Source organism: Bacteroidota bacterium (assembly GCA_016699695.1).
In the GTDB taxonomy this organism is placed as follows: Bacteria; Bacteroidota; Bacteroidia; order Bacteroidales; family UBA10428; genus UBA10428.
This window is the reverse complement of the sequence record CP065006.1, coordinates 1,286,810-1,312,491: the sequence shown is the minus strand read 5'-3', so window position 1 is coordinate 1,312,491 and position 25,682 is coordinate 1,286,810. Positions and strand designations below refer to the sequence as shown.

The 25,682-nt window shown below is 42.1% G+C and carries 25 protein-coding genes; 11 read left to right on the top strand and 14 right to left on the bottom strand.

Annotated elements, in window-relative coordinates; translation table 11 throughout:
- Positions 1–99: 99 nt before the first annotated feature.
- From IPM71_05615 to IPM71_05600, 4 genes are all read right to left on the bottom strand, one after another.
- Entirely contained in the window at positions 100–1,011 is a 912-nt protein-coding gene (locus IPM71_05615; GenBank protein QQS52213.1) for a hypothetical protein, read from the bottom strand.
- A 150-nt stretch (positions 1,012–1,161) separates the two neighbouring features.
- The gene (locus IPM71_05610; protein ID QQS52212.1) at positions 1,162–1,863 is read right to left on the bottom strand and encodes a response regulator transcription factor; all 702 of its coding nucleotides are present in this window, start codon (positions 1,861–1,863) and stop codon (positions 1,162–1,164) included.
- Between the two features lie 14 nt (positions 1,864–1,877).
- On the bottom strand, positions 1,878–2,966 hold the full coding sequence (locus IPM71_05605) for a histidine kinase (protein QQS52211.1): 1,089 nt from the start codon (positions 2,964–2,966) through the stop codon (positions 1,878–1,880).
- Positions 2,963–3,853, bottom strand: coding sequence for a carbohydrate kinase family protein (locus IPM71_05600; protein ID QQS52210.1), 891 nt, complete (start codon positions 3,851–3,853; stop codon positions 2,963–2,965). Before IPM71_05600 ends, IPM71_05605 begins: the two co-directional genes overlap by 4 nt.
- Before the next feature lie 397 nt (positions 3,854–4,250).
- Between IPM71_05600 and IPM71_05595 the strand changes: the two genes are divergently transcribed.
- Together IPM71_05595 and IPM71_05590 are read left to right on the top strand one after the other, a co-directional pair.
- Positions 4,251–4,655: a hypothetical protein gene (locus IPM71_05595; protein ID QQS52209.1), complete on the top strand. Its 405-nt coding sequence runs from the start codon at positions 4,251–4,253 to the stop codon at positions 4,653–4,655.
- 189 nt (positions 4,656–4,844) lie between these two features.
- Positions 4,845–5,177, top strand: a complete 333-nt coding sequence (locus tag IPM71_05590) for a hypothetical protein (GenBank protein QQS52208.1) — start codon at positions 4,845–4,847, stop codon at positions 5,175–5,177.
- A gap of 65 nt (positions 5,178–5,242) precedes the next feature.
- On the opposite strand, the gene IPM71_05585 is transcribed toward IPM71_05590, so the two are convergent.
- Positions 5,243–5,803, bottom strand: a complete 561-nt coding sequence (locus IPM71_05585) for a class I SAM-dependent methyltransferase (GenBank protein QQS52207.1) — start codon at positions 5,801–5,803, stop codon at positions 5,243–5,245.
- Positions 5,804–6,065: 262 nt separating this feature from the next.
- Here IPM71_05585 and IPM71_05580 point away from each other — a divergent pair, with 262 nt between their 5' ends.
- The 5 genes from IPM71_05580 to IPM71_05560 all read left to right on the top strand — a co-directional run bounded on the left by IPM71_05580 (position 6,066) and on the right by IPM71_05560 (position 10,662).
- Positions 6,066–8,537 (top strand): AMP-binding protein, encoded by a 2,472-nt coding sequence (locus IPM71_05580; GenBank protein ID QQS52206.1) that lies wholly within the window; start codon positions 6,066–6,068, stop codon positions 8,535–8,537.
- A gap of 83 nt (positions 8,538–8,620) precedes the next feature.
- A complete protein-coding gene (locus IPM71_05575; GenBank protein ID QQS52205.1) occupies positions 8,621–8,929 on the top strand; it encodes a nucleotidyltransferase domain-containing protein in 309 nt (102 codons plus the stop codon).
- Complete coding sequence (locus IPM71_05570) at positions 8,919–9,257, top strand: DUF86 domain-containing protein (protein ID QQS52204.1); 339 nt, start codon at positions 8,919–8,921, stop codon at positions 9,255–9,257. The genes IPM71_05575 and IPM71_05570 overlap by 11 nt, the downstream gene beginning before the upstream one ends.
- Positions 9,247–9,585 carry a 1-acyl-sn-glycerol-3-phosphate acyltransferase gene (locus IPM71_05565; protein ID QQS52203.1) on the top strand — a complete coding sequence of 113 codons (339 nt, stop codon included), beginning with the start codon at positions 9,247–9,249 and terminating at the stop codon, positions 9,583–9,585. The genes IPM71_05570 and IPM71_05565 overlap by 11 nt, the downstream gene beginning before the upstream one ends.
- Positions 9,586–9,639: 54 nt before the next feature.
- Complete coding sequence (locus IPM71_05560) at positions 9,640–10,662, top strand: glycoside hydrolase family 5 protein (GenBank protein ID QQS52202.1); 1,023 nt, start codon at positions 9,640–9,642, stop codon at positions 10,660–10,662.
- A 19-nt stretch (positions 10,663–10,681) separates the two neighbouring features.
- On the opposite strand, the gene IPM71_05555 is transcribed toward IPM71_05560, so the two are convergent.
- The 5 genes from IPM71_05555 to IPM71_05535 all read right to left on the bottom strand — a co-directional run bounded on the left by IPM71_05555 (position 10,682) and on the right by IPM71_05535 (position 16,706).
- On the bottom strand, positions 10,682–11,908 hold the full coding sequence (locus IPM71_05555; GenBank protein ID QQS52201.1) for an MFS transporter: 1,227 nt from the start codon (positions 11,906–11,908) through the stop codon (positions 10,682–10,684).
- 98 nt (positions 11,909–12,006) lie between these two features.
- Positions 12,007–13,719 carry a single-stranded-DNA-specific exonuclease RecJ gene (recJ, locus tag IPM71_05550; GenBank protein QQS52200.1) on the bottom strand — a complete coding sequence of 571 codons (1,713 nt, stop codon included), beginning with the start codon at positions 13,717–13,719 and terminating at the stop codon, positions 12,007–12,009.
- Positions 13,720–13,932: 213 nt separating this feature from the next.
- Positions 13,933–14,613, bottom strand: a complete 681-nt coding sequence (gene lipB, locus IPM71_05545) for a lipoyl(octanoyl) transferase LipB (GenBank protein ID QQS52199.1) — start codon at positions 14,611–14,613, stop codon at positions 13,933–13,935.
- Positions 14,614–14,642: 29 nt separating this feature from the next.
- Entirely contained in the window at positions 14,643–15,506 is an 864-nt protein-coding gene (lipA, locus tag IPM71_05540; protein QQS52198.1) for a lipoyl synthase, read from the bottom strand.
- A gap of 234 nt (positions 15,507–15,740) precedes the next feature.
- Positions 15,741–16,706 carry a lipoate--protein ligase gene (locus IPM71_05535; GenBank protein QQS52197.1) on the bottom strand — a complete coding sequence of 322 codons (966 nt, stop codon included), beginning with the start codon at positions 16,704–16,706 and terminating at the stop codon, positions 15,741–15,743.
- A 63-nt stretch (positions 16,707–16,769) separates the two neighbouring features.
- On the opposite strand from IPM71_05535, the gene pepT reads away from it, so the two are divergent.
- Positions 16,770–17,990, top strand: a complete 1,221-nt coding sequence (gene pepT / locus IPM71_05530) for a peptidase T (protein ID QQS52196.1) — start codon at positions 16,770–16,772, stop codon at positions 17,988–17,990.
- Between the two features lie 62 nt (positions 17,991–18,052).
- Here the strand turns inward: pepT and IPM71_05525 are convergent, their stop codons facing one another.
- Positions 18,053–21,649, bottom strand: coding sequence for a PAS domain S-box protein (locus IPM71_05525; GenBank protein ID QQS52195.1), 3,597 nt, complete (start codon positions 21,647–21,649; stop codon positions 18,053–18,055).
- 152 nt (positions 21,650–21,801) lie between these two features.
- Positions 21,802–22,206, bottom strand: coding sequence for a DUF302 domain-containing protein (locus IPM71_05520; GenBank protein QQS52194.1), 405 nt, complete (start codon positions 22,204–22,206; stop codon positions 21,802–21,804).
- Between the two features lie 644 nt (positions 22,207–22,850).
- On the opposite strand from IPM71_05520, the gene IPM71_05515 reads away from it, so the two are divergent.
- The 3 genes from IPM71_05515 (at position 22,851) to IPM71_05505 (ending at position 24,673) form a co-directional block, all read left to right on the top strand.
- Positions 22,851–23,102: a hypothetical protein gene (locus IPM71_05515; protein QQS52193.1), complete on the top strand. Its 252-nt coding sequence runs from the start codon at positions 22,851–22,853 to the stop codon at positions 23,100–23,102.
- Entirely contained in the window at positions 23,099–23,515 is a 417-nt protein-coding gene (locus IPM71_05510; GenBank protein QQS52192.1) for a PIN domain-containing protein, read from the top strand. The genes IPM71_05515 and IPM71_05510 overlap by 4 nt, the downstream gene beginning before the upstream one ends.
- A 243-nt stretch (positions 23,516–23,758) precedes the next feature.
- Positions 23,759–24,673: a glutaminase gene (locus tag IPM71_05505; GenBank protein ID QQS52191.1), complete on the top strand. Its 915-nt coding sequence runs from the start codon at positions 23,759–23,761 to the stop codon at positions 24,671–24,673.
- 55 nt (positions 24,674–24,728) lie between these two features.
- Here the strand turns inward: IPM71_05505 and IPM71_05500 are convergent, their stop codons facing one another.
- Entirely contained in the window at positions 24,729–25,157 is a 429-nt protein-coding gene (locus IPM71_05500; GenBank protein ID QQS52190.1) for a DUF2147 domain-containing protein, read from the bottom strand.
- A gap of 20 nt (positions 25,158–25,177) precedes the next feature.
- Complete coding sequence (locus IPM71_05495) at positions 25,178–25,672, bottom strand: dihydrofolate reductase (protein ID QQS52189.1); 495 nt, start codon at positions 25,670–25,672, stop codon at positions 25,178–25,180.
- Positions 25,673–25,682 lie beyond the last annotated feature (10 nt).

The following is a 25,682-nucleotide window of genomic DNA, read 5'->3' as shown; positions in this document are numbered from 1 at the left end:
GTATGTTGTCTTTTATCTGGCAAATGAATTAAAAGAGAGTATAACCAGGTTCGAAACCTGATTATACTCTCTGAATATCAGTGTTGTGTGGGGTGAAAATTATTGTCCTGTGTGTAATCTACGGCGCTCGTGGTAGCGATTGCGTATTTGTATTTCTCGCTCTCTGTCTCCTACAGTTAACAAGGCAGTGCCATCGCAATTGCCTTCGCCATAATTAAGCTGGGCAGTTTTTCCATTGCGAGTCATGCTAATTTCTCCTTCAACAATTACCCATTGGTAGCCAAACTCGGCACAGCGAATTAGCATAAATCTGTTGGTAATTTCGTGTTGGTACATATAACCCTCTACGGTTGTTCCTGTGCGTGTACCGGTAATGTACCATGCGTCATCAGCAGGATTCGAAGCCCTGTGCCATTCGTGGTTACTGTTGCAATTGCGTGTGTAAACCAGGCTGTCGTTGTATATGAGTTTTCCGTTCATAAGCTGATGGGCGAACATTAAGTTACCATCTTCGTTTATTCCAAGGTTTTCGACAGTGCGGGTTCCTTCTACCTTTACATCATTCAGATAGAAATCTATTAATTCGGAGGTACGCACAGCTCCTTCCAAAAACCAACGGTTGGTAATTGTAATCACGATTTTTCCTTTTCTGGTGTAAGTTTCTCCGTTAATTTCGGTTGAACATCCTGCACCATAATCGATGGTAATTACCTTCGGAAACATGGTAGTATCCGGATGATCTACAGTAATGGTTTTGCATACATAAGGTTCTTCGGAACTGGATTTAAGCATGGCGTCAGTGTTGTAACCGTTTGCATCGAGGGTAAAGATATCCTCATCAATCATGGCATCGAGAGAGGTAAAAGCTTCTTCGGCAATTGCATCGTCTTCTGCCATTTGGGCATCAAATTCACTTACAGCGAGGTCTTTGTCGTTCAGGTTGTCGCAAGAAGTAAATGTAAAAGCGGCAGCGAGCATTAACATAATCAGATAAGAAACATTCTTTTTCATGGCTATTTGCATTTAAGTGTTTAAAATAATTCTGATGATCATCGGTTTGTACAGACACTTTGATGCACATCGGGGGGAATGGTTTAATGCAAACCTGAAAAAAAAGTAAAAAGAGTCAGAATATTTTTGAAATAGCTGTTATGCACTTATTTACAGATTAAACTCCCTAAGAAAAATTTCTTTGTAATTTCTTCCAACCGGTATTTTATGTTTCCCAATTTGAACCAGGTTGGGTGAGAAAGCCTCGATTTTATTACGCGCTACAATAAAACTTCGGTGTATACGAAGAAACTGACTGGCAGGCAAGCGCTGCTCAAGTGAGCTGATTGGAAGGTAGCTTACCAGGATTTTTCCTTCGAGGTGCACGTGGATGCAATTTCTTACGCTTTCTACGAATAGAATATCGCGAAGCATAACCCTTACCATCATGGCATCGGATTTTAGATAAATAAAAGCACTTTCTGTATCGTCCTCCTTAGCAATTTGCTCCTGCAAATGCTGATTCATGGCCTTGTCTACCGCTTTTAAAAATCGATCGAAGGAAATTGGCTTGAGCAGATAATCCAAAGTATCAAATTCGTAACCTTTTAAAGCGTATTCGGTGTAAGCAGTGGTAAAAATTATCTTTGGCGTTCTTTCGAGCGAGTTGAGCAAATCAATGCCGGTAAGCTGGGGCATCTGTATATCAAGAAATACCAGGTCGATGGGCTCGGATTGTAATACATTATACGCATTCAGGGCATCGTGGCATTTAGCCACCAGATGTAGGCTTTCGATTCGGTTGATATACTCTTCGAGAATGTCACGGGCAATGCTTTCATCATCGACAATGATACAATTGAGTTTTTTCATTTCCGGGGCGACTTTTAATCGTTATCGTGAATAAGTTCCAGTTCAACAGTATAGCTGTCGGGTTGGTCGTCGAGCGTGAGCCTGTGTTTATCTTTATAAAGCAGATTGAGCCGCTGAGTTACATTCTGCAGCCCCACGCCTGAAAAAGGTTTCTTGCTTTTTAGTAAGTCCGATTTGTTGGTTGGTTTGCTGTTTTCGATCCGGAGCAGGTAGCAATTATTGGCGCTTGTAAAATCGATAGTAATCCACGCACAATCAATCGATTTTGCCACACCGTGCTTGAAACTATTTTCGACAAAATGCAACAGAATCATAGGTGCGATGAACTTGCCAGAGACCTCGCCGTTTAATGTAAAACTCACTTCAAGCTTTTGCCCATAGCGTATTTTTTCCAGTTCGATGTAATTTCTGATATGTTCTATTTCTTTCTCGAGGGGTACTCTTTCGGCCTGAGTTTCGTAGAGAAGGTAGCGCATCAGGTCAGAAAGTTTCAGCACTACCTCGCCAGCCTGATCGGATTTTTTTAGTATCAAACCATACAAAGTATTTAGGGTGTTAAACAGAAAGTGCGGATGCACCTGGGCTTTCAGAAACTTTAGTTCTGCTTGGTACCGGGCTTTTGCCAGTTCGGTGGCAGCTACTTTCTGGTAGTAATAAACACGTAGCAACCTTACTCCCAGAGGTATCACCATTACTGTATTGATATCGATAATATGGTGCATAATCTCATAGGGGTTATGAAAAGGCAAGTCTAGAAAACCATCTACTCTTTCTATCAGAATGAAATAAACCAATATCCGTTGAAACAGACCAAGCAAAAGCATGGCTGCGAGCGAAAGCAAGATAAAGTGGCTGAAGCGGCGGGACAGTAAATAACGCGGGAGCAGAAAATCGATGCAGAAGTATACAGCAGCCATTTTTCCGGGCAGAAGCAGAATTTCGCTAAGAATAATTTCTTTGTAATTCCCCACCGACGAACCCCAGAAAAAGCCAAAAAATACCACTATGGACGACCAGTAAATTAAATGGCGCACCCATCGCATGGCAAATACCTGGCCCCACCAGCTGTTGGTGTTAAAAATACTTTCTGATTGATCGCTCATGCCAGATTTCTAAAATGCTTTTCAACTTCTTGTATACTCAGGTTATCGGCAGCAATTTTTTCTGAATTCACACACATACCACCCAGAATATGTCCGTAAAGCAGGCATTCTTTCACACTTAGCCCCTTTTTATGTGCATACAAAAAGCCGCTGAAAAAAGCATCGCCTGCTCCGTTGGTATCTTTTACGTCGAAACTTTCAATAACGGGCATATCAATCCATTTGCCGTCGCTGCTCAGAGCGGTGGCTCCCTTTTTGCCGTGGGTGCAAACGACCAGTTTTTTTCCTCGCGCCATTAATTTTTGCATGGTGTTACGGTAATCTGTGAGGTTGTCGGAGCTTAGAAAGATAAAGTCTGAAGCATTGATGAAGTCTTCGTGGTAGGGATTTTCGTCGGTATAGTCGTGCAAATCGGTCCACACTTCCTTTTTGTGTTTTCTGAGCAGGGGAATAAAGTGGCGGGCGTAATCGGCAATATTCAGCACAATGGTATCGGACTGAATTATCTCTTGTTCGTATTTGGCATAGTCAATAGGGGGCATGGATGAGGCACTGGTAATAAAGATCGAAATCCGTTCGCCGCGACTGTTCATGAGGTTCACATGCCGTTCGGTTCCAGCCGGGTCGGTATCGATAAAAAGCTTAATTTCTTTGGTACCGAGGTAATCCTGAATTTGTTGCCCATGCCAGTCATTGCCTATAAGTAATTGGAGCATGGTGTCGAACCCCAGGCGGCATAAATTGGCAGCTTTTCCTACTCCGGTGGAGCCTGGCCCCTCGGTGAAAACCGATTGGTGAATGGTTTGTGGAATGGCTTGCGGAAACTCAGGCAAATACACAATGGTGTCGAACGAAGCACCGGACAGAATGAATACTTTCTTTGGCATGACTATTCAAGATTTTGTCAATTGATTCTGGATGAACAGGGCAATGATACGAAAAAAAGGTGCCTGTCCCGATGGATAGCGCCTTTTTTTCGCTCAGGCAAAGGGCATTGACCCACTCACCTTTTCATTGCTTACGAGCCCTAACAAAATGAAATAAATTTAGATTTTTACCCTATCACCATTATAAATCGAAATAAAAATACACAAGGCTTTTTTGTAGTGCAAACGAAAAGGATATTAGGGCCTGGAAACTCTTCGAATAACAATTCGGAAAGGACAAGCGGCTTTTTGTCAAGTATCCTTTCGGTTTATTTTTAAGAATATATCTGGCATTTGGCTTTAAAATTGACGAAATTTACGGTAGAGTTTTAAGGTACAAACAACAACCTCTATGGCTATGAAAAAGTATTTATTGGTGCTAATCTGTATCTCGCTCATTCCTTCCTTTATTCTGGCACAGGAAAAAATCGAAAATGCCTCAACCGAATTGCTTGCCGACACCCTTGCCGGCGATTCGACTACTTATAAACTGGTAGTGTTTGAACTTGGCTATGAAAACTACCTGCTGAGACAGCCTATGATGGAACATTACAGTGTGAGTTACTACAAAAACTGGAACAGGCTGTATGCTATGGAATGGAACAAACGTTTTCTGTTGGGTCCCGACCAGCAACTGTATCAGGAAGAAATCAATTACGATTACAATACCGATTATGGAATTGAACTGGAATACCAGTTATACCATTACTTTCGCTTTTTCGAAGAAAAATACCAGGTGAAATTGGTGGAAAGGGGCAAATAAACTGTTTTTTCTTCCATCATCTTTTAGTGCGGGAAAGGTTTTCTTCGCATACAGAAGTCCCTTAGAAAAGGTTTTATAATTGGCTGGGTGAAAGAATTTTTTTAACTTGTGAAGGCAAGCATACCTTGCTCATATTAAAAGAGTAGCCGAAAATCTTTAAGAGTAGGAAAACTAAAATCTTTAATCGTTATGAAATCAATTATTTACCTGGCATTTCTTGTTTTAATGATTGTGTCTTTATGGAAAATATTTGAAAAAGCCGGCAAACCCGGATGGGCATGTATTATTCCAATCTACAACATACTTGTTTTGCTTGAAATAGTAGGAAAACCATGGTGGTGGTTGTTATTGATGCTTATCCCCGGTGTAAACATAGTTTTTGGCATTTGGATGACCAATCTATTGTCGTTAAGCTTTGGCAAAACAGTAGGTTATACAATCGGACTGCTTTTATTGCCTATTATTTTTTATCCCATCCTGGGACTTGGCGATGCAACGTACAAAGGCGCTGCCGGAAAATAACGCCACAAAGCAATAAAATGAAGCGGACTGATAGCTATCGGTCCGCTTTTTTAATTTTCAGAAAACTATTTCATCAATACGCAGGCATAACTACCCTTTACCTGCCTGGTTGTTGTCACCGAAAAACCACAGGCAATAGCCAGTTCCAGACTGTTATTCCACTCTTTTTCCTTTACATGGCCCCGGGGTTCGGCCAGAAAAACTTTGCCGCCTGGTTTGAGTGCCCGGTAAACCTCCCCAAAAATCAAAGCCTGCTGAGGAATTTCGTGCACTACAGCAAACAAAAGGCAAAAGTCAATTTTTTCCTTTAATTGTTCAATGGAAAAGCTATCCGGGGTTGACTGTATGGTTTGCACAATAGTGTTTAGGCCGGCCTTTTCCGCGCGGTGGTTTAATACTTCTAACATTCCTTGCTGAATATCTACACAATAGACTTTTCCTCCCATACCTGTCATGCACGCCATGGGGATGCTGAAAAACCCCATACCCGGGCCAATTTCGAGTATGGAAGATCCTGGCAAAATATATTCGCTTAAAATATTTTCAGGTCGATGATAAAATTTGCGGAGTGGGCTTATCATGAGCCTTCCTATCCAAACTGGACATGTGTGGTTTGATTCTTTCATTTTTTATCGCTAAATTCATTCATACTTTTATAGTGGCAGCGTGATTTTCTGTAAACACCCTCAGGTAGTCGGCAAAAAATAAAATACTGAAGGTAAAACGCGGGTTATAACTTTTTGGTCCTACCTTTGTTTATCTGATCAAGCATAATGAACACCTACATTAAGAAAACACCCTACGAATTTCGATACACTTACATTTTCTTTTTAAAACTGCGTATTATTCCAATCAATTTTACATCTTTTATCTTTATAACTATATCGAATGATTAATGGAAAAGACAATAAGCAAGCGTTTCTGATTCACGACGAAGTGCTTACTTACCTGGATTTGAAAACCCGCATTGCGCATTATGCTGCGCTTTTTGGAAGTAAAACGAACAACCGCATTGCCATTTTTTCAGAAAACCGGCTGGAGTGGGTTCTGGCTTTTTATGCCTGCTGGCAAACTGGCAATGTACCCGTGCCCATTGATTACCTTGCAGGTATCGACGATGTGAGTTTTATCCTCAACGATTGTCAACCAGCTGTGGTATTTGTTTCACCGGATCGCCAGAAGGTGTTTGACGAAAGCCTTGAACAAGTTAAATATTCGCCCGAAGTGATCGTTTTCGGCAGAGAAACCTTTTCTGGCGAAACCAACCCGACCATTTCAACGAGCCAAACTGACGTGAATAAAACTGCAGTAATAATTTATACCAGTGGTACTACGGGAAGCCCCAAAGGGGTGATGCTTTCGTTCCAGAACCTTATTGCCAACATCGAAGGCGTTACCACCAAGGTAGATGTATTGCGGCCCACCGACCGTTACATGATGTTACTTCCTTTGCACCATGTTTTTCCTTTGCTGGGTACCATGATTATACCTTTTTACTCAGGGGCAACCGTGGCTTTCTGCCCTTCGCTCAATGCCGACGACATTATCAAAACCCTGCAGAAGCATAAGGTTACCGTCATTATCGGCGTACCACGTTTGTATAACCTCATTCGCAAAGGCATTGTCGACAAAATCAATCAAAGTGGAGCTGCCCGGGTACTTTTCAGCCTGGCAAAAAAACTTAAGTCGAAAGCATTTTCAAGAAAAATATTCAAGGCTGTTCACCAGAAATTCGGAGGATCGCTGCGCGTTATGGTTGCCGGAGGTGCTGCCCTCGACCCTGAAGTAGCCATCGATTACCACGCCCTGGGCTTTGAGATACTCGAGGGTTATGGCATGACAGAGGCCGCGCCTATGATCACCTTTACCAGAATAAAAAGATTTAAACCCGGCAGCGCCGGAGAAGTCCTGCCTGGAGGCAAAATTGAGATACGTGATGGCGAAATCGTCTATTCAGGCCCGAACGTAATGCAGGGTTATTACGAGCGCGAAGGTGAAACTAATGATATTTTAAGAGACGGATGGCTTTACACCGGAGACCTTGGTCGACTCGAGGAAGATGGAAGACTATTCATAACCGGACGAAAGAAGGAAATTATTGTGTTGTCGAACGGCAAAAACATTAATCCTGCTGAAATAGAAGCCAAAATAGAAAATTCTTCCCCCTACGTAAAAGAAGCTGCCGTTTGCCTTCAGAAAGAAAACCTGTGTCTGGTAATAGTGCCCGATTCAGCCGCGATGAGACGAGATGGAATAGAAGACGAGAAAGAGTTTTTGAAAAGAGAAGTACTCAAGCCATACAATGCACGGGCTGCCCAATCTAAGCACATTGCACGCCTTTTGGTGATGCAGGAGGAGCTACCTAAAACACGCCTGGGAAAGATTCAACGGTTTAAACTTGACGGCTATATATCTGACAGTGTAAAAACGGAAAAGCGCTCTCACGAGGCTGTCGATTCGCCGGAACTGCAAGCCATCATCGATTTTATCGCACAACAAATCGGACAGGAAGTCTATCCCGACGACCGGTTGGCAGACGACCTTTCCCTTGATTCACTTTCGCGCATCACCCTGATAGTTTACCTCGAAAACACTTTTGGTTTGAATTTACCGGAAGAAAGTCTTGCAAAATACGAACGGGTGCGTGACCTGGCAGATCACATCAGGGCATATAAAACCCGGCATAAGCACGAGATAGTGAATTGGACACATATTCTTAAAGAAAAAATTCACTTTAAAGTGCCAAAAGCGGGCATATCCTTCAACTTTACCAACTGGACATACCGTTTTCTTGTCAAATCTTTTTTAAGGCTTCGTGTGAAAGGGCTTGAGAATATTCCCGAAGGACCTTGCATCATTGCACCGAACCACCAGAGTTTTCTCGATGGATTTGTGGTAGCATCGGCTATTCAGCGCAAAGTGATGCGCGAAACCTATTTTTATGCCAAAGAGAAGCACTGGAAGTCGGCTTTTAGAAGGTTTATGGCACGTAAGAACAATGTAATACTTATGGACATCAATAAAGACCTTAAACTTTCGCTGCAAAAAATGGCCGAAGTGCTGCGCACCAATAAAAAGCTGATTATTTTCCCCGAAGGTACCCGCACCAGCGATGGTCAGATGGGAGATTTTAAACAGACATTTGCAATACTCGCCTGCGAACTGAAGGTGCCGGTAATTCCGGTAGCCATTAGCGGGTCCTACGACGCACTGCCTGCCGGCAAAAGCTTTCCGCGCTTGTTTCGAAAGGTAAAAGTAAGCTTCTTGCCAACGGTGAACCCTGAAAACCTAAGCTACAAAGAAGTGATGGAAAAAGTGCAGGCACTTGTATTTGGTCAGTTGAACAGTGCGAATGCGTAGAAGTTGATGGATATTGATGAGTTGGGCACAAGCTTACAAGAAATAGACTGACAAGAAATCATTAAATTTGAAGAAAAAATACAATGCAACTAATAATTGAAAAGCGGAAAGAAGATTTAAAGAGTATATGTCAGACTCTAAAAATAAAAAGACTTTATGCCTTTGGTTCTGTTGTATCGGATAAGTTCAATGAGAAAAGTGATATGGATTTTTTAATTTCATTTGCAGATAATCTGAGCGTTGAAGAATATACAAATAACTATTTTTCACTTCATTATAAATTGAGAGAGCTTTTTAATCGGGAAATAGATATCGTTACTGAAAGAACTTTATCAAATCCATATTTCATAGAAAGTATCAACGAAACAAAAGAATTGATTTATGAAGCGTGAGATTAAAAAGTATCTTTTCGACATAAACACTTCAATTGATTCAATTTTTGAATACTTAGGTAGTGAAAGGAATTTTATTGAATACCAAAAGAATAAGCTTTTACGAAGAGGAATTGAACGAGAAATAGAAATAATTGGAGAGGCAACCAATCGTATTCTAAAGATTGACCCGGAATTCAATTTTACCAATGCGAGACAGATTGTAGATACGAGGAATTGGGTGATTCATGGTTATGACAAAGTAGATGACGTGGTGATTTGGGGTATTGTTTCAAATCATTTGCTGAATCTAAAAAAGGAGATTGAGGAATATCTCAATGAAAAGTAAAAATAGGCCTGTGCCCAATACGCAAAACATCTCAAGGTTTTGGTCAATGCGGTTTTTATGGTTTTTTCCCCGCACCAGCGATGGTCAGATGGGAGATTTTAAACAGACATTTGCAATACTGGCCTGCGAACTGAAGGTGCCGGTAATTCCGGTAGCCATTAGCGGGTCCTACGACGCACTGCCTGCCGGCAAAAGCTTTCCGCGCTTGTTTCGAAAAGTAAAAGTAAGTTTCTTGCCAACGGTGAACCCTGAGAACCTAAGCTACAAAGAAGTGATGGAAAAAGTGCAGGCACTGGTATTTGGTCAGTTGAACAGTGCGAAGGCATAGTGGGTAATGGATTCCGCAAAATTATTAGCTTTAATACCTGAAATAAGATTTTCAATGAGACCTAATTTCATCCTTGCTTTGTTAGCCTGCATCACATTCACTGTGCAGGCGCAAACCGACACGCTTTTTTATGGCATTAACCTGGCCGGTGCAGAGTTTAGTTCAAATCAACCAGGTGTTTACGGGAAAGATTATATCTACCCCTCGGAAAAACAGCTCGATTATTACCAGTCGAAGGGTTTCAGGCTCATACGGCTGCCATTTAAATGGGAGCGTATTCAACCCGAATTGTATGGCCAACTCGACCCTACTGAGTTAAATCGCATGGAAGAATTTATACGGGAGGCAGACAAGCGCAACATGTTGGTGATACCCGACATGCACAATTATGGTCGCAGAAAAATTAATGGCACCAGCTTTCTTATTGGTTCTTCTTCTTTACCAGTTGCCGCTTATACCGATGTGTGGAAGAAACTTGCCACTGTTTTTTCTTCGTATCAAAACATTTGGGCTTATGGAATAATGAACGAGCCCTACGAAATGCTGAAAGAACACCCCTGGTCAGCTATTGCACAAAAGACCATCGATGCCATTCGAACAGTAGATAAAACAACGGTGATACTCATACCCGGCGATAATTTCAGTTCTGCCCGCTGGTGGAAGGAACACAGCAATAACTTAAAGTACCTCAAAGACCCCTCGAATAAAATAGTGTTCGAAGCCCATATTTATTTCGACAAAGACTATTCGGGTAAATACCATGGCAGTTATACCGAAGAAGGTGCTTATGCCACCATTGGCATTGACCGTGTAAAACCCTTTGTCGAATGGCTCGAGGCCAATAATCTGAAGGGATTTATTGGTGAGTATGGAGTACCCCATGATGATGTACGCTGGCTGGTTGTTCTCGAAAATTTTCTTCAATACCTTCAGCAGCATTGCATTCCTGCCACTTATTGGGCAGGAGGACCCTGGTGGGGCGACTACAATTTGTCGCTTGAACCAGTAAATGGAGTGGAAAAGCACCCCATGATGGTAGTGGAAAAATACCTTTTTGTGCCGCCTTCCTGCAAGTAAAGATATCCTGCTAATTAAGCTATTGTTTAACTTCCAGCAACTGTTGTTGTGTGGATGCTTTAAGTGTGTGGTGCTGAAGCACCTTTCGTCCGAAATAAATCAGAAGAGCCATACTGCACAGCAAGATCGAAGCAGCGATAAAAGCACCATTAAACCCGAGCGAAGGATTGTTAACAAGTGGCTGCACTAGTATGGGCGAAAAGAACATTCCTAAAAACATACTGGTTGATACTCCGCTTACCAATCGGCCCCGCATTGCAATGGGGGCAATCTCTAAAATCCATAAACTGCTTGTAGGTAAAAGCAAACCTACCCCAAGTCCATTAATGGCAAGAGAAAATAAATAGTGAAAATAACTTGTACTCTGTGCTATGGAATAGTATCCCAAACCCATTAGGGTAAAGGCAAAAAGCAGAACTAATGGGAATGAAAGAAAACGCCTGATAAAATGGTAGTTGATGGATACCATTGCAGAGAACAGGGTGGATACACTTATTGCATAACCAATCATGGAATTACTGACACCCTCAATTTTGTGGAGCATAAAAGGCAATTGAACCGGTACCATGTAGAAGCAAACAATGGAAAGAAAAAGCGAGAGGTAGATAACCCCTAAAAGCCATGAATTTACCGAAGTAACTGGTGTGCTGGTTCTGGACGATTTATCTGCAGCTTCTGGCTGGTGCCGGGTTGGCTCGTAAAGATACAGGGATGCCATTACTAAAACCGGCACAGCAAACAGGTAAATCAAAAAGGGTGTTTTCCAGCTAACATCTGCCAAAATTCCGGCAAGACTAATAAAGAACACACCTCCCAGACTAATAAAGGCACCCTGAAAACCCATAAACCGGCTACGTTCCGAACCAATAAAATAATCTCCGACCAGTGTTGTGCTGATGGTCATAATGCCTGCTACGGCAATGCCCAAAACTGCCCTTCCGATTAGGATATGAAAGAGGCTATGCATAAAAAAGGCCGATGTGCCGCTAATGGCATAGATAACAAGGGAAGCCAACAACCAAAGTTTTCGTCCCCTTCGATCGATCAATCGGCCAATAAAGGGTGAAAAAACAGCTATAAACAAAGCAGGAAGTGTGATTACAAGTCTCGTGAGCAGAGCTGCATGCGGCGTATGTGCAAACACCTGGTTAATTTGGGGCAATGAGGGAGCTACTACGGCACCGGCCATCATGGTCATCATGGCCGAAAGCAAGAGTGTGAGCTTTAGTATGGGGCTATTTTTCATTTAGAAAGCAATAATAAGGTATGATGGTAGCCATAAGCCTGAAAGCAAGCTTGTAAAAAGCAACCAATGAATCAAACTTAAAGACTGTTACCCGACTTTTAGTCAATCTTAATGTCTTTTACATTCAACTGAAGGTTGGTGATTCCGCGGAAATTATTTTCCGTAAGCGTGTAAGCAATGTCGAAGGCCTTACCATTTTTCATTTTAGCAAACTTTTTACCCTGCCCAAAGGCAATGGCAGGCAGGGGTCGGAAAGGATTCGATTCTTGCAGAAGGTTCAGTTTCAGGTGGTCGCTTCCTGGCCCAACAGGTCGGCCATCGCCATTGTCCACTACATTTTCGGCAAAGAAAACAGGGTTCATATTTCCCGGACCAAAGGGGGCGAACTGTTTCAGGATACGAAAGAATTTATCGTCGATATCGGCAAAATTAAGCTCGGCATCTATCTCAACCTGGGGTATCAACTGGTCGGGGGTAATGCGTTCATTTACCACTTTTTCGAACCGGTCTTTGAATTTCTGAACATTTTCAGGTTTCATCGTAAGGCCTGCAGCATACATATGCCCTCCGAAGCTTTCCAGCAAGTCTGCACAGTCGTTGATGGCCTCGTAAAGGTCAAAGCCGTTCACACTTCGTGCCGAACCGGTAGCAAAGCCGTTGGATTGGGTGAGTACTATGGTAGGCCGGTAATAGGTTTCGATCAGGCGCGAAGCTACAATACCTACCACTCCTTTGTGCCATCCGGGGTTATATAATAAGGTGCTGTATTTGTATTTATGGCTTTGCTGGACAATCTCAAGCATGGCCTCTTCGGTAATTATCTTATCGATATTCCTGCGTTCGTCGTTGTGGGCATCCAGCTTATCGCAAAGCACAATGGCTTCTTTCTCATTGGCCGAAATGAGTAAATCTACAGCCTGTTTGCCAGACTCCATGCGTCCGGCAGCATTGATGCGGGGACCAATTTTGAACACCACATCTTCAATGGTAATTGCTTTATCAGGAATACCTGACTTAGTTTTGATAGCTCGTAAGCCGATACCGGGGTTTTCTTCGAGTTTTTTCAACCCGAAATAAGTAAGTACACGGTTCTCCCCAACAATGGGAACAATGTCGGAAGCAATACTTACTGCTACCAGGTCGATATGTTCCAGTAAGTTCTCGAAGGGAATGTTGTTTTTTAGAGAAAAGGCATGCATTAATTTAAAACCTACCCCGCAACCCGAAAGTTCCTTAAAGGGATAAGGACAATCGCTTCGTTTTGGGTCGAGCACCGCCACCGCTTTTGGCAATATCTCACCTGGGGTATGGTGATCGCAGACAATAAAATCAATTCCTTTTTGGGTGGCATAGCCAATCTTTTCTACAGCTTTGATTCCACAATCGAGGGCAATGATCAGATCTATGTTGTGCGCTGCTGCATAATCGATACCGGCATAGGATATTCCATAACCTTCGTTGTAACGGTTTGGTATGTAATAGTCGAGGTTGTTGTAATGCTTACGAAGGAAGGAATAGACCAAAGATACAGAGGTAGTGCCGTCTACATCGTAATCGCCATAAACCAGAATATGCTGTTTTTTTTCGATGGCTTCCTCTAATCTGGCCACTGCCAGCTCCATGTCTTTCATTAAAAACGGATCGTGCAGACAATCGAGACTAGGCCTGAAGAACTCTTTGGCCTGATCGAAGGACGTAATATTGCGTTGTACGAGCAGATTAGCAAGAACAGGATTAATGTTGAGTTCACCAGCAAGTTTTTCAATCAGCTCTGAGTTTCCGCTCTCTTTTATTTTCCAGTATTTTTCCATTGTATCTTAAGCCCGGCTCAAAAACTGATAATGTGGCTATCGTTTCATCCATGCATGTGTAAGTGGCACAAAAGTATAAAAATTACAGCCAGGAAGGTAATTTTATTTGGGCTGTGTTAAAAACTTTGCATGTGTTTTTTCACCTTTACTGTGGTTTACAGCTTGTATGCAAGACAATGCTTTACAAAGGTTGTAGGATGTTGTGCACGAAGCCTAGTTCTGCATGGAGAGATGAAACACTTTTACGATTTCTTCTTTTAGCCTTTGCTTTACTTCTTCGAAATCGGGCTTTTTGCCAATTTCTTTCTCCATGGAAGTAACTCCTTTATCGATAAAGCCACAAGGGTTAATGTAGCTGAAATAGTTTAGGTTGGTATTTACATTAAGGGCAAAACCATGCATGGTAACGGCTTTGCTAATCTTTACACCGATGGCACAGATTTTTCTTACCCTGGGGGTAGCTGTTTCTAACCAAACACCAGTAGCACCTTCGAGCTGGGTTGCAACAATAGAGTATTGAGCGAGAGTATTGATGATGGCTTGTTCCAATTTATGAATGTATTCTTTCACACCCATATTCAAAGCTTCGAGGTCGAAAATGGGGTATCCCACAATCTGGCCGGGACCATGGTAAGTAATATCGCCTCCCCGGTTACTCTGGTAATAGCTTGCATCGATTCGTTTGAGAAATTCGTCATTGATGAGCAGGTTATTTTGCTGGCCACTTTTTCCCATGGTGAACACATGCGGATGTTCGCAGAAAATAAGTTTTCCCGGTTCGTTAGTCTGTGCATCTTTATGGTCTCTTATTTGCTGGTTCAACACCTCCTGCCTGTTCCAGGCTTCTTTGTATTCGATAAGTCCAAAATCGAGGTATTGTGCGGTATAGTTCATGTTCTTTTAGGTTTACGGAGATTAAGACATCAGATAGTGACATGTCTCTCGGCATGGTACGAAGAACGCACTTGGGGCCCACTTTCTACGTGCGAAAAGCCCATTGACAAACCTTCGTCTTTTAACCTAAGAAAGACTTCCGGATTCACATATTCTTTCACCGGATAATGCTGCGGCGATGGTCTGAGGTACTGTCCAAGTGTGAAAACATGCACTCCTGCAGCCCGTGCATCGCCCATGGTGGTTATTACCTCATCATAGGTCTCGCCAAGTCCGAGCATGATACCCGTTTTCGCTACCAATCCAGATGCCGCTATATACCGGAGCAGTTCAAGACTGTGTTCGTAGCGAGCCATGGAGCGTACTTCGGGAGTTAAGCGTTCCACTGTTTCGAGGTTGTGCGAAATCACTTCAGGCCTCTCTTGAATAATCAGGTCGTTGGCCCCATTTCCTCTGCGGAAGTCGGGTATTAACACCTCCATGGTCGTAGTTGGGTTCAGGGATTTCACAGTGCGTATGCATTCGGCCCAGAAGGCAGCGCCACCATCGTGCAGCTCATCGCGGGCCACAGAGGTTATCACTACATGTTTAAGTGCCAGACTCCTGATAGTTTCTGCCAACCGCCTGGGTTCTTCAAGGTCTACCGCATCGGGTTTTTGAGTATGCACCTGGCAAAACTTGCAATTGCGGGTGCATTTTTCGCCCAATATCATAAAGGTGGCTGTGCCGGCACTCCAGCATTCGCCTTTGTTTGGGCAGTTTCCGCTCACGCAGATGGTATTGAGCTTCTGGTTTGCCACCAGATTTTTTACCCTTGAATAATTTTGCCCTTTTGGCAATGGTACCTTCATCCAGCGTGGCAGGCGGTGTATGGTTTCGTCCCCAACTTTCATTTGTATAAAATTTAATTTTTTAGATCAGAGAAAACATCCAAGAATAAAATTAGGTTCTATCACACTCAACCGAATTGTCATGGATATTATTTTCTCTTTTACTTAGCTGCAAAAATAGTGTTTACCCATTAACCACGATATGATAAAAATGTTTGTCGGTGTATTTAATTAGAAACAATCATTTTCTTTTGCCTTTTTGTGTTTCCGAACAAGGTTATGTGAATAAGAAACCAATCAGAAAAAGGCTTCTACGAATTGATTCCATTTGGAACCAAAGACTTCTTTTAGTTCAAAATATTCCGACAATTTCTGATCAAGCTCTTCGTAACGGTGCAAACATCCATTTAGAATTCCATGCCAATGGCTATCTAAAATATGGTTTTCTATGCCCGATGCGGAAATAATTCCGGATTCGACCAAAAGGTTTATATTCCAAATTGTACCGTTTAAATCAAGAGAATGCTGAAAGGTATATTTGGGTGAATAGGACCAAATCCAATGAGGACTCCGGTATTTTTCCTGTGCAAGTTTTGTAATGATTCGAATATCATCCTGGGCTAAGGAGCCAGTTTGAGCCTGATGCAATTCGGAAAGGTATTTAAAGAGTGAAGAGGTAAAATCTTCCACACTTATTTTGTTTTTAAGATGCATTGCGATATTGGTTACGCTGGCCCGGTTCGATTGCACAGCCTTGTCGGTATAGCGACCCGGACTTGTTTGAATTGCCCTGCGAAGCTGGTTCAGGTCGGAATTAAAAAGTAATGTGCCATGATGCAGGGTTCTGTTTTTATACACATGTTCGGCATTGCCCGATATTTTTAATTCGCCCAGTCTGATATCGTTGGTTTTTCCGATGTGGGCATCAAGCCCCAGACTTTTAAGGAAGCCGATAATTGGCTCGATGTATCGTTTAAAGTCGATGTGCTTACCCTCCTGGGTATTGCAGATGTAAGTGAAGTTCAGGTTTTGTAAATCGTGCACCACAGTGCCACCCCCTGTGAGCCGTCGTGCAAGTTGAATACCTCTTTCGCGTAAATAGGTATAATTGATCTCGGCAAGTGCATTCTGGTGTTTACCGACAATCACTGTAGGTTCAGAGCGCCAAAGGAGAAAAAAATCGTCGGTACGATTCTTTAACAAATATTCTTCGGTGGCAAGGTTGAAAGTGGGATCGAAAGAATTGCTCAGAATACCAATCATATCATGGCAGGTATTAAATTAATTTGTATTTTCCACCGTCAAAAAGAAATCAATAACTAAGATATGGAAAACCTGGTTGAACGCTTTCTTAAATATGTAAAAATAGAAACCACTTCGAACGAAGAGAACAAGACTTATCCGAGTACTCCCTCGCAAATGGAGTTTCAACAGATGTTGGCAGAAGAGCTGAAAAGTATTGGTATGCAGGATGTTGAACTAGATTCGAACGGCTACCTCATGGCCACTCTTCCAGCCAATACAGATAAGGTAGTCCCCACCATAGGTTTTATTTCCCATGTCGATACCAGTCCGGATTTTACTGCAAAAAATGTCAACCCACAGGTAGTAAAATACGTGGGAAAGCCCATTGAACTGAATAAAAAGGAAAAGATTTTTCTGAATGCCAACGATTTTCCGCAATTGGCCAGGTACCTTAATCATGAAATTATTTGCACCGATGGCACTACTCTTTTAGGGGCAGACGATAAGGCGGGTATAGCCGAAATAGTAACAGCCATGGAATTACTCATAAAAAATCCGGATATCAAGCATGGGAAAATAAGGGTAGGTTTTACCCCAGATGAAGAAGTCGGAAGAGGGGCCGATAAGTTTGATGTAAAAAAATTCGGTGCCGATTTTGCCTATACCCTCGATGGTGGGCCCATTGGTGAGCTTGAGTTTGAGAACTTCAACGCTGCCAGTGCCAAAGTAACCATTCAGGGGCTTAATGTGCATCCCGGAACGGCGAAAAACAAGATGAAAAACTCAATGCGCATTGCAATGGAGCTGAACCAAATGCTTCCTTTTAACGAGCGTCCTGAGTACACCGACGGATACGAAGGTTTTTACCATCTGGTAGAATTTTCGGGCACGGTAGATTATTCGAAAATGAGCTTTATTATACGTGACCACGACAAACAAAAATTCGATCAGAAAAAAGACTTATTAATCAAGGTGGTCGACCATATCAATCTGAAGTATGGTTCAGGAACCGTGAAGCTGATATTGGTTGACCAGTATTATAACATGCGCGAAAAGATTGAACCGGTTATGCACATTGTGCAGCTGGCACAAAGCGCCATGAAAGAAGCAGGTGTTTTGCCCGACATTAAACCCATCAGGGGCGGTACCGATGGCTCGCGTTTGTCGTACATGGGCTTACCTTGCCCGAATATTTTTGCCGGGGGGCATAATTTTCATAGCCGCTTCGAATTTGTTCCGGTTAAATCGATGCAAAAGGCGGTAGAGGTGATACTAAAAATTGCAGAAATAAATGCCCGTTAAGCAATAAGTCAATCTGAAGAAATTAGCAGGTTAAAAGTAAAATCATTAATGCAGAGCTATTGTCATCTGGCTGGCAGGTTGAAGTAAAAACGTGTGCCTTTGCCAACAGTGCTTTCTACCTGAATGGATCCTCCAAGTCTTTTTATCATTTCTTTGCATATAATCAGACCAAGACCTGTTCCCTGTTCATGGTTTGTGCCTTCGCGCACTACTTTTTCGCCCAGTTTAAAGAGTTTCTGGAGGATTTCAGCCGCCATGCCAATGCCTGTATCGCTTACCGAAACTTCAATGCTATTGTCGGTCAGTTTTTCGGCAGAAACGGTTATGGTGCCACCTTCGGGGGTAAATTTTATCGCATTGTTAATAAGGTTACGCAAAATGGTTTGTAAAATGTTTGCGTCTGTATTAACAATGAGGCTATTAGGTGTAGTATTGAGCAGTTGTAATTTTTTGTTGCTGGCAAGTTCAGTAAGTAAATTGGTAACCAGGGATGTTTGCTCCCTAAGGTTGATTTTCTCATAGTCAAGAATCAACCGGCCCTGGGTAGATTTACCCCAGGCAAGAAGATTGTCGAGTAAGGACAGTGAATCGCCTGATGCCTTTGTGAGCAAAGTTATCTGTTCTCTGAGATCCTCCTCCGAAAACTCGTCGAAATGGGTTTGCAACAAATTCGAATAAGCGTGAAAGCTACCTACCAGACCTCTTAAATCGTGGGCAAGTATCGACAGGTAACGCGATTTTTCATCGTTCATTTCGCGTAACTCCTGTTCCGATTTCACCAATTCCTGCTGAATCCGTTTTCGCTCCGTAATGTCCTCTTTAATGGCTACAAAGTGGGTGATTTCTCCTGCTGAGTTGGTAATAGGTGAAATAATGGCATTTTCCCAGTATTCGGTCTTATTCTTTTTTACATTTAAAAACTCGCCCTGCCAGGTTTCTCCCATCAGAATGGTTTCCCAAAGATCATGATAGGCATTAGGCGCAGTATAATTTGATTTGAGCACACGGGGATTTTTCCCGATTACTTCAGCTGCTTTGTATCCGGTTGTTTTTTCGAACTGAGGATTCACGTATTCAATATCTCCTGCTTTATTCGTAATCACAATGGTGGCAGTGCTTTGGTTCACAGCAGCTGAGAGTTGGCGAATTTCTTCTTCAGCCTTGCGCATTTCAGTAATATCATCGAGGCTGATAAGCACCCTTTTAGTGCTTTCAGTTTCGAGGTAGGTGGTAGAAATAAGGTAACTTCTTTCGTAGAGCTGATTGTGAAAGGGAATGCTTATAATACCTTCTACCTGATCCTGATTTTGCCGGGTTTCGATGGTTTTAAGAATGGTTTTGCGAATGAGGCACTGACTGCACATTTCGCCTTTTCCGCAATGGGTTTTCGAGCGCAGTGTGTTGATGCATTTTACAGCTTCTCCTGCCAATAAGCGTGTGAAATGGGTTTTGTCATAGCCCTGGGTCTTAGTGCCGGCTTTGTTGATATTTAGCACATTGCCATTGGTGTCGATAAGGATAAGAATAACCGGGGTGTTTTCGAAAATGGAATCCAACTCGCGGGTGCGGTCTTCAAGTGCCCTCTGGGCCATTTTACGGTAGGTAATGTCGCGTGCAATGCCTTCTAAGCCAATGGCTTCACCTTGTTCGTTTTTTAAAATTTTGGCATTAATGGAGGCAACTCTTTCTTCACCTGTTTTAGAGATAAATGTTGTTTCGAATTCGCGTACAACATCATTTTTCATCAGTTTTTCCACTAAGATATGCCTGTCATTTGCCTGCTGATACAATTCAGTTATAGGGGTACCTACAATTTCTTCGGGCAGATAACCTAAAATATCTGCTACAGAAGGCGATACGATGATAATGTTCCCTTTCAGGTCGGTGCGCACAAAAAGGTCACTCATGGAGTTAAAGATTGAACGGTATTCCTGTTCGCTTTCCCTGAGGTCGGCTTCGGCTTGTTTACGGGCTGTTATGTCGTTAATTACACCATCGAGGTGTAGGACCTCACCTTGCTCATTGACCATTCCCCGTCCACGCTCATGTACCCATTTTACAATGCCGTCTTTATCAATGATACGGTATTCGATGCGGTAGCTGGTTTTTCTTTTAATGGCCTGCTCTATGGCAGATACAACTTTTTGGTAATCTTCGCGATGAATGATGCTGGAGAATGTTCGCTTGTGGTTTTGCAGGAAATCGGATGCCGGATAACCGGTTAATACTTCTATCTCGTCGCTAATAAATTCCATGGTGAATTTTTCGTCGAAAGCGCATCGGTAGGCTGTGCTGGGGAGATTTTCGATGAGCGACTTATAGCGTTGCTCGCTATGGCGAAGCGCTATTTCAGCATTTTTTTGTTCCGAAATATCGCGCGAATAGCATGAGGCTCCCATTAATTCCTGAGTGTACCAGATCGGACTTAAGGCTACCTCCACAAACTGAGGAACACCCTCGAAGTGGAATTCTTCGATAAACTGAATGGTCTCGCCCCTTAATACTTTTTCGTATCGCTCTTTCCAAGTAGAATAGAGAGGCTCCGGTACGCCTTCCAGGGCTGAGGTGCCAGGTTCAAGATTCACCTTAAAAGCGGTTTTAAAATCATTTCTGAAATTTGAGTTTAAAGCCACAATGCATAAATTGTTGTCGATGGACCAGATACGTGCCCGGGTGTTTTCGATGATGCCAAGGAGGTTTGCCTTACTTTTATTTAATTCGAGCTGAAGCTTGACCAATTCTGTCACATCGGTCGAAACCGAAAGAATGGCCGGCTGATGATTAAAGTCGATGCAGGTTGAAGCTACGTTAACCCAAATCTCGCCTCCAGCTTTATTGAAGAACTGATAAGTTTTGTGAATATTGGTTTTTTTTGCCGCTAAAAATTCCTTTGCTCCATTTCCAAACTCCTCGGCAAGTTTGGGTGGTAAAAGCAGGTTCATGTTTCCTTTGAGGGCTTCTTCTTCGGAGTAACCTGATAATTCGGTCCAGGCCTGGTTGACAAAAAGAAATCCTTCGCCATTCATAATCGAAATGGGGTTGGGCGATAATTCGGCCAGAGACTTAAACTGAAGTTCAGTTTCTTTTTGTTTGGTAATATCGCGCGAAAAGCATGAAACACCAATAACCTTTTTGTTGAGACAAATAGGGGTAAAGGAAGTCTCCAGGTAAGAAGGAATGTTGCGGATGGTAAAGTGATCGATAATTGAAAATTGTTCCCCTTTCAGGGCTCTGTCGTAACGTTCTTTCCAAATCGATTTTAATGGCTCCGGTAAACTTATTATAATACTAACACCTTCTTTAAGATGCACACCAAAAGCATTTTTGAAATCCTGCGCAAAATTTTTATTGATTGTGAGCACCTGGTAGTTTTCGTCGACAGACCAGATACGAAACAAAGTATTATCGATCTGTGCACGAAGGTTTATTTGCGCATTCTCCAGGTCGGCAATCGTCTTTAGCAATTTTTGGAGGTCATCGGCAGATTTGGATTCAGAAAAAATAGTTTTGCAAACTTCTTCAAGCTGGGCTACTTTGCTTAGAATAGAATTATATGCTTCATCATCTGACTTCACAAGAACAGATTCGATATCAAGCTTTAGAGCAGCAAAAATCTTTGCTGTCGATTGGTTGATATGAAGTGCTTTTTTCGAATCCATTTTAGCTGAGAGTTGTTGCGATTTTTGCCAAGAAACCATTTTATACATTTAAGCCATACCCCCTCAGGCAATAAAATATCAAGTGGGTCAAATGGCTGATATTACTAAAGTTAATGCAATGTCTAATTTTATACAAGCGTTTGTTGGTTAATCTATAAATTTTCAATAATTGCCTTAAGACTCTGGGCTACCTCATTGGCTACCGGGTTTAGTTTCTCGTTGTTCAGGGCACCCATCATGAGGGCAGGGTTGATGGCTGCTACTTCAAATTCGTGGGTGTTGATTCTTCTGATAACAATTTTGCAAGGAAGAAAAACACCAATATTCGGTTCGGCTTGTATAGCTTTGAAGGCTAAATTGGGGTTGCAAACTCCAAGTATCATGTAGGTATCGATAACCTCACTGCCAAGCTTTTCTTTGAGCTTGGCCTGCATGTCCATCTGGTCGATGATTCCAAAGCCGTTTGCCTTAACACTTGCTTCGAGCTGTTGAAAAACCTGCTCATAACTACCCTGAATCTTTTTTGTAAAGTAATACTCAGTATTTTCTTGTGCCATAGTAAATTGGGTTGCAATGATTATACTTAAAAGAAAAAAACTCACTCTTTTCATTTTCCACACTGTTTGGTTTAGCACACTAACCAAAAAATAAAAGAAATGTTTATCCAAAACGTGCAATAGTGAAATAGTGCAATCGATGGAATCAAAACCATAGATTATCAACGCTTAATTTTTCGCTAATCTTAGCCTGTTTATTTCATAATTATCATTTAATAACACTACTGTCCGGTTAAAATGAAAAAAACCTCTGGCGCCGATTTGCAATCGGTGCCTTGCCATAGGCAAACTATTGCTGTTGCACAGTAAAGCACGGGTCACCGACCCGCGCCAGCGGAGGCGAATAATGTGAAGCAATCTTCTGAATAATGAGATTGCTTCGTTCCTCGATGACGGTAACTTTTCTTAACTTAACGACATTGGGCACGCGTCAGCGGGGGGTTTGCGAAGGTTTAGCTGCGCTGAGCTCCTCCTTCGTCGTCGGTTGTAGCTCGTAAAAAAAGTCGGTGTAAACTGATATGAAAGCAGCTACGAAATCCCGTACGACACCCTACCATCAACCGCTAGCAACAAGCCATGAGAACGAAAATCTTGCAATTGACGTATTGATAAATTATATTTGTACGTAATTTATTTTAAAGATTATGGAAACTAAATTAACATTGAGACTAAATGATAATGTTATCGAAAGAGCTAAAATTTATGCGCGCAGTCATAAGATTAGTCTTTCTAAGATGATTGAATCTTACCTTGACAGCATTACTAAACAAAAAGAAGAAGAGAAAAGGATTTCAATTACTCCTCTAATTAAGAGCTTGAGCGGCGTGATTGATTTGCCTGCTGACTTTGATTACAAAAAAGAATATCGTGATTATTTAGAAAAAAAGTATAAATGAAAAAACTATTCGTTGATACAAATATTGTGATTGATTTATTATCACGGAGGGAACCCTTTTTTGAAGAAACAGCAGAATTATTTTCTCTAGCTGATAAAAAGCAAGTCGAATTATCAGTTTCATCTTTAACTATTGCAAATACTAGTTATGCCTTGTTGAGACAAATGGATTCGAATAAAGCGAAATCGGTTTTAAGAAAGCTTAGGTTGATTCTTAAAGTCTTGCCATTAGATGATAAGATTATTGGATTGGCTTTAAACGACGAGACTTTTTCGGATTTTGAGGATGGACTTCAATACTTTACAGCAATTGAAGACGAGCAAGAATTGATTATTACTAGAAACCTTAGGGATTTTAAAAATTCAAAATTGCCGATAATGACAGCTAAACAATTTATTGAAACGATTAAATAAGTCCAGTTGCCAACACATAGTATAGTGCATGCGGGTTTAGCTTTGTTACTCCCTGTGGTCGTGAACTCACTTCGTTCGGTTCGCTGAGCACCCTTTGGTCGGTTCAGAGGTTTTCGAGTCCAGATGTACATCGGGATGGCTCGTAAAAAAGGTCGGTGTAAACTGAAATAATTAAGGGCTGATAATGTCTATTTTTTAATCTTGCCGAAAGAAGTATATTGGACTGTTATTAAGCCTCTGAGCATGGATTATCAACAAATTATTGAAGAGCTTTGCCTCGAAATAGCTCCTTTGCAGAAAATAGGTAAGGTGGCAGATTATATACCCGAACTGGCCAAAGTGCCGCCCGAAAAGTTTGGCATATCGCTCATTACTCTGGAGGGAAAGGATTTTTACTCAGGCCTGTATCAAGAAGCATTTTCGATACAGAGTATCTCTAAAGTATTCGGACTTTCAATGGCTCTTTCTCTTGCCGGAGATAGTCTGTGGTCGCGGGTGGGTGTGGAGCCCTCTGGTACAGCTTTTAATTCAATCGTTCAGCTCGAATACGAAAAAGGAATTCCCCGTAACCCCTTTATCAATGCAGGTGCCCTGGTGGTGGCCGATGTGCTTTTATCGCACCTGAAAAGCCCCAAAGCCGATTTGTTGGAGTTTATCCGCACTTTGGCAAAGAACCCTGCCATTGACATAAATATCGACGTGTATATTTCCGAGCGAAACACAGGTTCGCTCAATGCATCCCTGGCATACATGCTCAAGTCGTATGGAAATATAAAAAACGATGTAAACCAGGTACTGGATTTTTATTTCTTTCAATGTTCCATCATGATGTCGTGTTACGATCTGGCCACTGCCATGCTTGCTTATGCCGACCACTCAAAAAGTTTCGATTATGCAGGCTATTCCCTAACCCATAGCGGCGTAAAACGGCTCAATGCAGTGATGCTTACCTGTGGTTTTTACGATGAGTCGGGCGAATTCTCTTTTCGGGTTGGTTTACCTGGGAAAAGCGGAGTAGGAGGCGGCATTGTGGCCATCTATCCTCAACGCTTTAGTGTTGCTGTCTGGAGTCCACGACTCAATCAAAAAGGCAATTCGGTGATGGGCATGAAGGCCCTGGAGTTGCTTACTACAAAAACAGGATTGTCGGTATTTTAAAAAAAAAACTCCCCGAACAAATTGCCCGGGGAGTTTCAGAAATTTCAATATTTATCTATTCGGTGCGGGTCCATTCAACCTGGCGGCCGGCAAACTTCATACCCATCACAAAACCTTTTACGTTCAATACATTGTCGACACCTTCGGTAAACCAGATAAAACAATCGTAAGTTTTACCATTGCCCGGATCGTAGATGGTGCCACCTGTCCATTGTTTTTTAGTTGCATCGTAGGCAAAATCTTTTAGCAGCAATAAGCCCATTAGCGGGTCGGAATGTTTTGAGGCATCCGGATTATGGATGTCTTTTTTTTCAGGTTCCTCCAGCCAGACAATTTTTCCATAGTATTTTCCATTGGTGGCTTTGAAAATTTTAATTTTCGAGGTTTTTTCGGTGTTATACCATTCTCCTTTAATGGCTTCTTCCTGGGCAAACACGCCTGCAAAAAGGGAAAGAGCAAACACGGTGGCAAGAAATTTTTTCATAAGCGAAATAAGTTTAAGCGTTAACGTTTCTTAAAATTAACATATTGAAATTTTAATCCGCTTTTTTCGTCAGAAAAAATTTCACTTTGCCATTCTGTTTCCCACATATCGTTCGAAATTGCAGGAAAAAAGGTGTCTGCTTCGAAGGTTTTAAGAATACGGGTGATGTACAATTTATCTGCTATATCAAAAAACTGGCGGTAGATCATGGCACCACCGATGACAAAACTTTCGCTGTTGTCGGGGCATTTTTCAATGGCTTGGTCAATGGAATACACTGTGTCGGCACCTTCGAAAGTTTCGTCTTCAATGTTGGTAATTACAATGTTTTGTCGGTTTGGTAGCGGGCGTTTTGGTAGAGAAAACCAGGTGTTTCGGCCCATAATTACCGGATGTCCCTGAGTAATGGACCTAAAATGGCGCAGGTCGTCGGGCAGATGTGCCAGCAGCTGATTTTTGTTGCCAATGCCATTGTCGAGGGCTACTGCAACTATAATTGAAAGTGTTTTTGCCATGAGGTGAGTG

What these genes read in the sequence shown, in the direction of transcription:
- IPM71_05495 (QQS52189.1), bottom strand. Translation starts at nt 25,672, where the DNA reads ATGGCAAAAACACTTTCAATTATAGTTGCAGTAGCCCTCGACAATGGC.
- lipA (QQS52198.1), bottom strand. Translation starts at nt 15,506, where the DNA reads ATGAAAGTTGGGGACGAAACCATACACCGCCTGCCACGCTGGATGAAG.
- IPM71_05575 (QQS52205.1), top strand. Translation starts at nt 8,621, where the DNA reads ATGCAACTAATAATTGAAAAGCGGAAAGAAGATTTAAAGAGTATATGT.
- lipB (QQS52199.1), bottom strand. Translation starts at nt 14,613, where the DNA reads ATGAACTATACCGCACAATACCTCGATTTTGGACTTATCGAATACAAA.
- IPM71_05585 (QQS52207.1), bottom strand. Translation starts at nt 5,803, where the DNA reads ATGAAAGAATCAAACCACACATGTCCAGTTTGGATAGGAAGGCTCATG.
- recJ (QQS52200.1), bottom strand. Translation starts at nt 13,719, where the DNA reads ATGGAAAAATACTGGAAAATAAAAGAGAGCGGAAACTCAGAGCTGATT.
- IPM71_05590 (QQS52208.1), top strand. Translation starts at nt 4,845, where the DNA reads ATGAAATCAATTATTTACCTGGCATTTCTTGTTTTAATGATTGTGTCT.
- IPM71_05515 (QQS52193.1), top strand. Translation starts at nt 22,851, where the DNA reads ATGGAAACTAAATTAACATTGAGACTAAATGATAATGTTATCGAAAGA.
- IPM71_05605 (QQS52211.1), bottom strand. Translation starts at nt 2,966, where the DNA reads ATGAGCGATCAATCAGAAAGTATTTTTAACACCAACAGCTGGTGGGGC.
- IPM71_05610 (QQS52212.1), bottom strand. Translation starts at nt 1,863, where the DNA reads ATGAAAAAACTCAATTGTATCATTGTCGATGATGAAAGCATTGCCCGT.
- IPM71_05500 (QQS52190.1), bottom strand. Translation starts at nt 25,157, where the DNA reads ATGAAAAAATTTCTTGCCACCGTGTTTGCTCTTTCCCTTTTTGCAGGC.
- IPM71_05555 (QQS52201.1), bottom strand. Translation starts at nt 11,908, where the DNA reads ATGAAAAATAGCCCCATACTAAAGCTCACACTCTTGCTTTCGGCCATG.
- IPM71_05600 (QQS52210.1), bottom strand. Translation starts at nt 3,853, where the DNA reads ATGCCAAAGAAAGTATTCATTCTGTCCGGTGCTTCGTTCGACACCATT.
- IPM71_05525 (QQS52195.1), bottom strand. Translation starts at nt 21,649, where the DNA reads ATGGATTCGAAAAAAGCACTTCATATCAACCAATCGACAGCAAAGATT.
- IPM71_05580 (QQS52206.1), top strand. Translation starts at nt 6,066, where the DNA reads ATGATTAATGGAAAAGACAATAAGCAAGCGTTTCTGATTCACGACGAA.
- IPM71_05615 (QQS52213.1), bottom strand. Translation starts at nt 1,011, where the DNA reads ATGAAAAAGAATGTTTCTTATCTGATTATGTTAATGCTCGCTGCCGCT.
- IPM71_05505 (QQS52191.1), top strand. Translation starts at nt 23,759, where the DNA reads ATGGATTATCAACAAATTATTGAAGAGCTTTGCCTCGAAATAGCTCCT.
- IPM71_05560 (QQS52202.1), top strand. Translation starts at nt 9,640, where the DNA reads ATGAGACCTAATTTCATCCTTGCTTTGTTAGCCTGCATCACATTCACT.
- IPM71_05510 (QQS52192.1), top strand. Translation starts at nt 23,099, where the DNA reads ATGAAAAAACTATTCGTTGATACAAATATTGTGATTGATTTATTATCA.
- IPM71_05595 (QQS52209.1), top strand. Translation starts at nt 4,251, where the DNA reads ATGAAAAAGTATTTATTGGTGCTAATCTGTATCTCGCTCATTCCTTCC.
- IPM71_05570 (QQS52204.1), top strand. Translation starts at nt 8,919, where the DNA reads ATGAAGCGTGAGATTAAAAAGTATCTTTTCGACATAAACACTTCAATT.
- pepT (QQS52196.1), top strand. Translation starts at nt 16,770, where the DNA reads ATGGAAAACCTGGTTGAACGCTTTCTTAAATATGTAAAAATAGAAACC.
- IPM71_05520 (QQS52194.1), bottom strand. Translation starts at nt 22,206, where the DNA reads ATGGCACAAGAAAATACTGAGTATTACTTTACAAAAAAGATTCAGGGT.
- IPM71_05565 (QQS52203.1), top strand. Translation starts at nt 9,247, where the DNA reads ATGAAAAGTAAAAATAGGCCTGTGCCCAATACGCAAAACATCTCAAGG.
- IPM71_05535 (QQS52197.1), bottom strand. Translation starts at nt 16,706, where the DNA reads ATGATTGGTATTCTGAGCAATTCTTTCGATCCCACTTTCAACCTTGCC.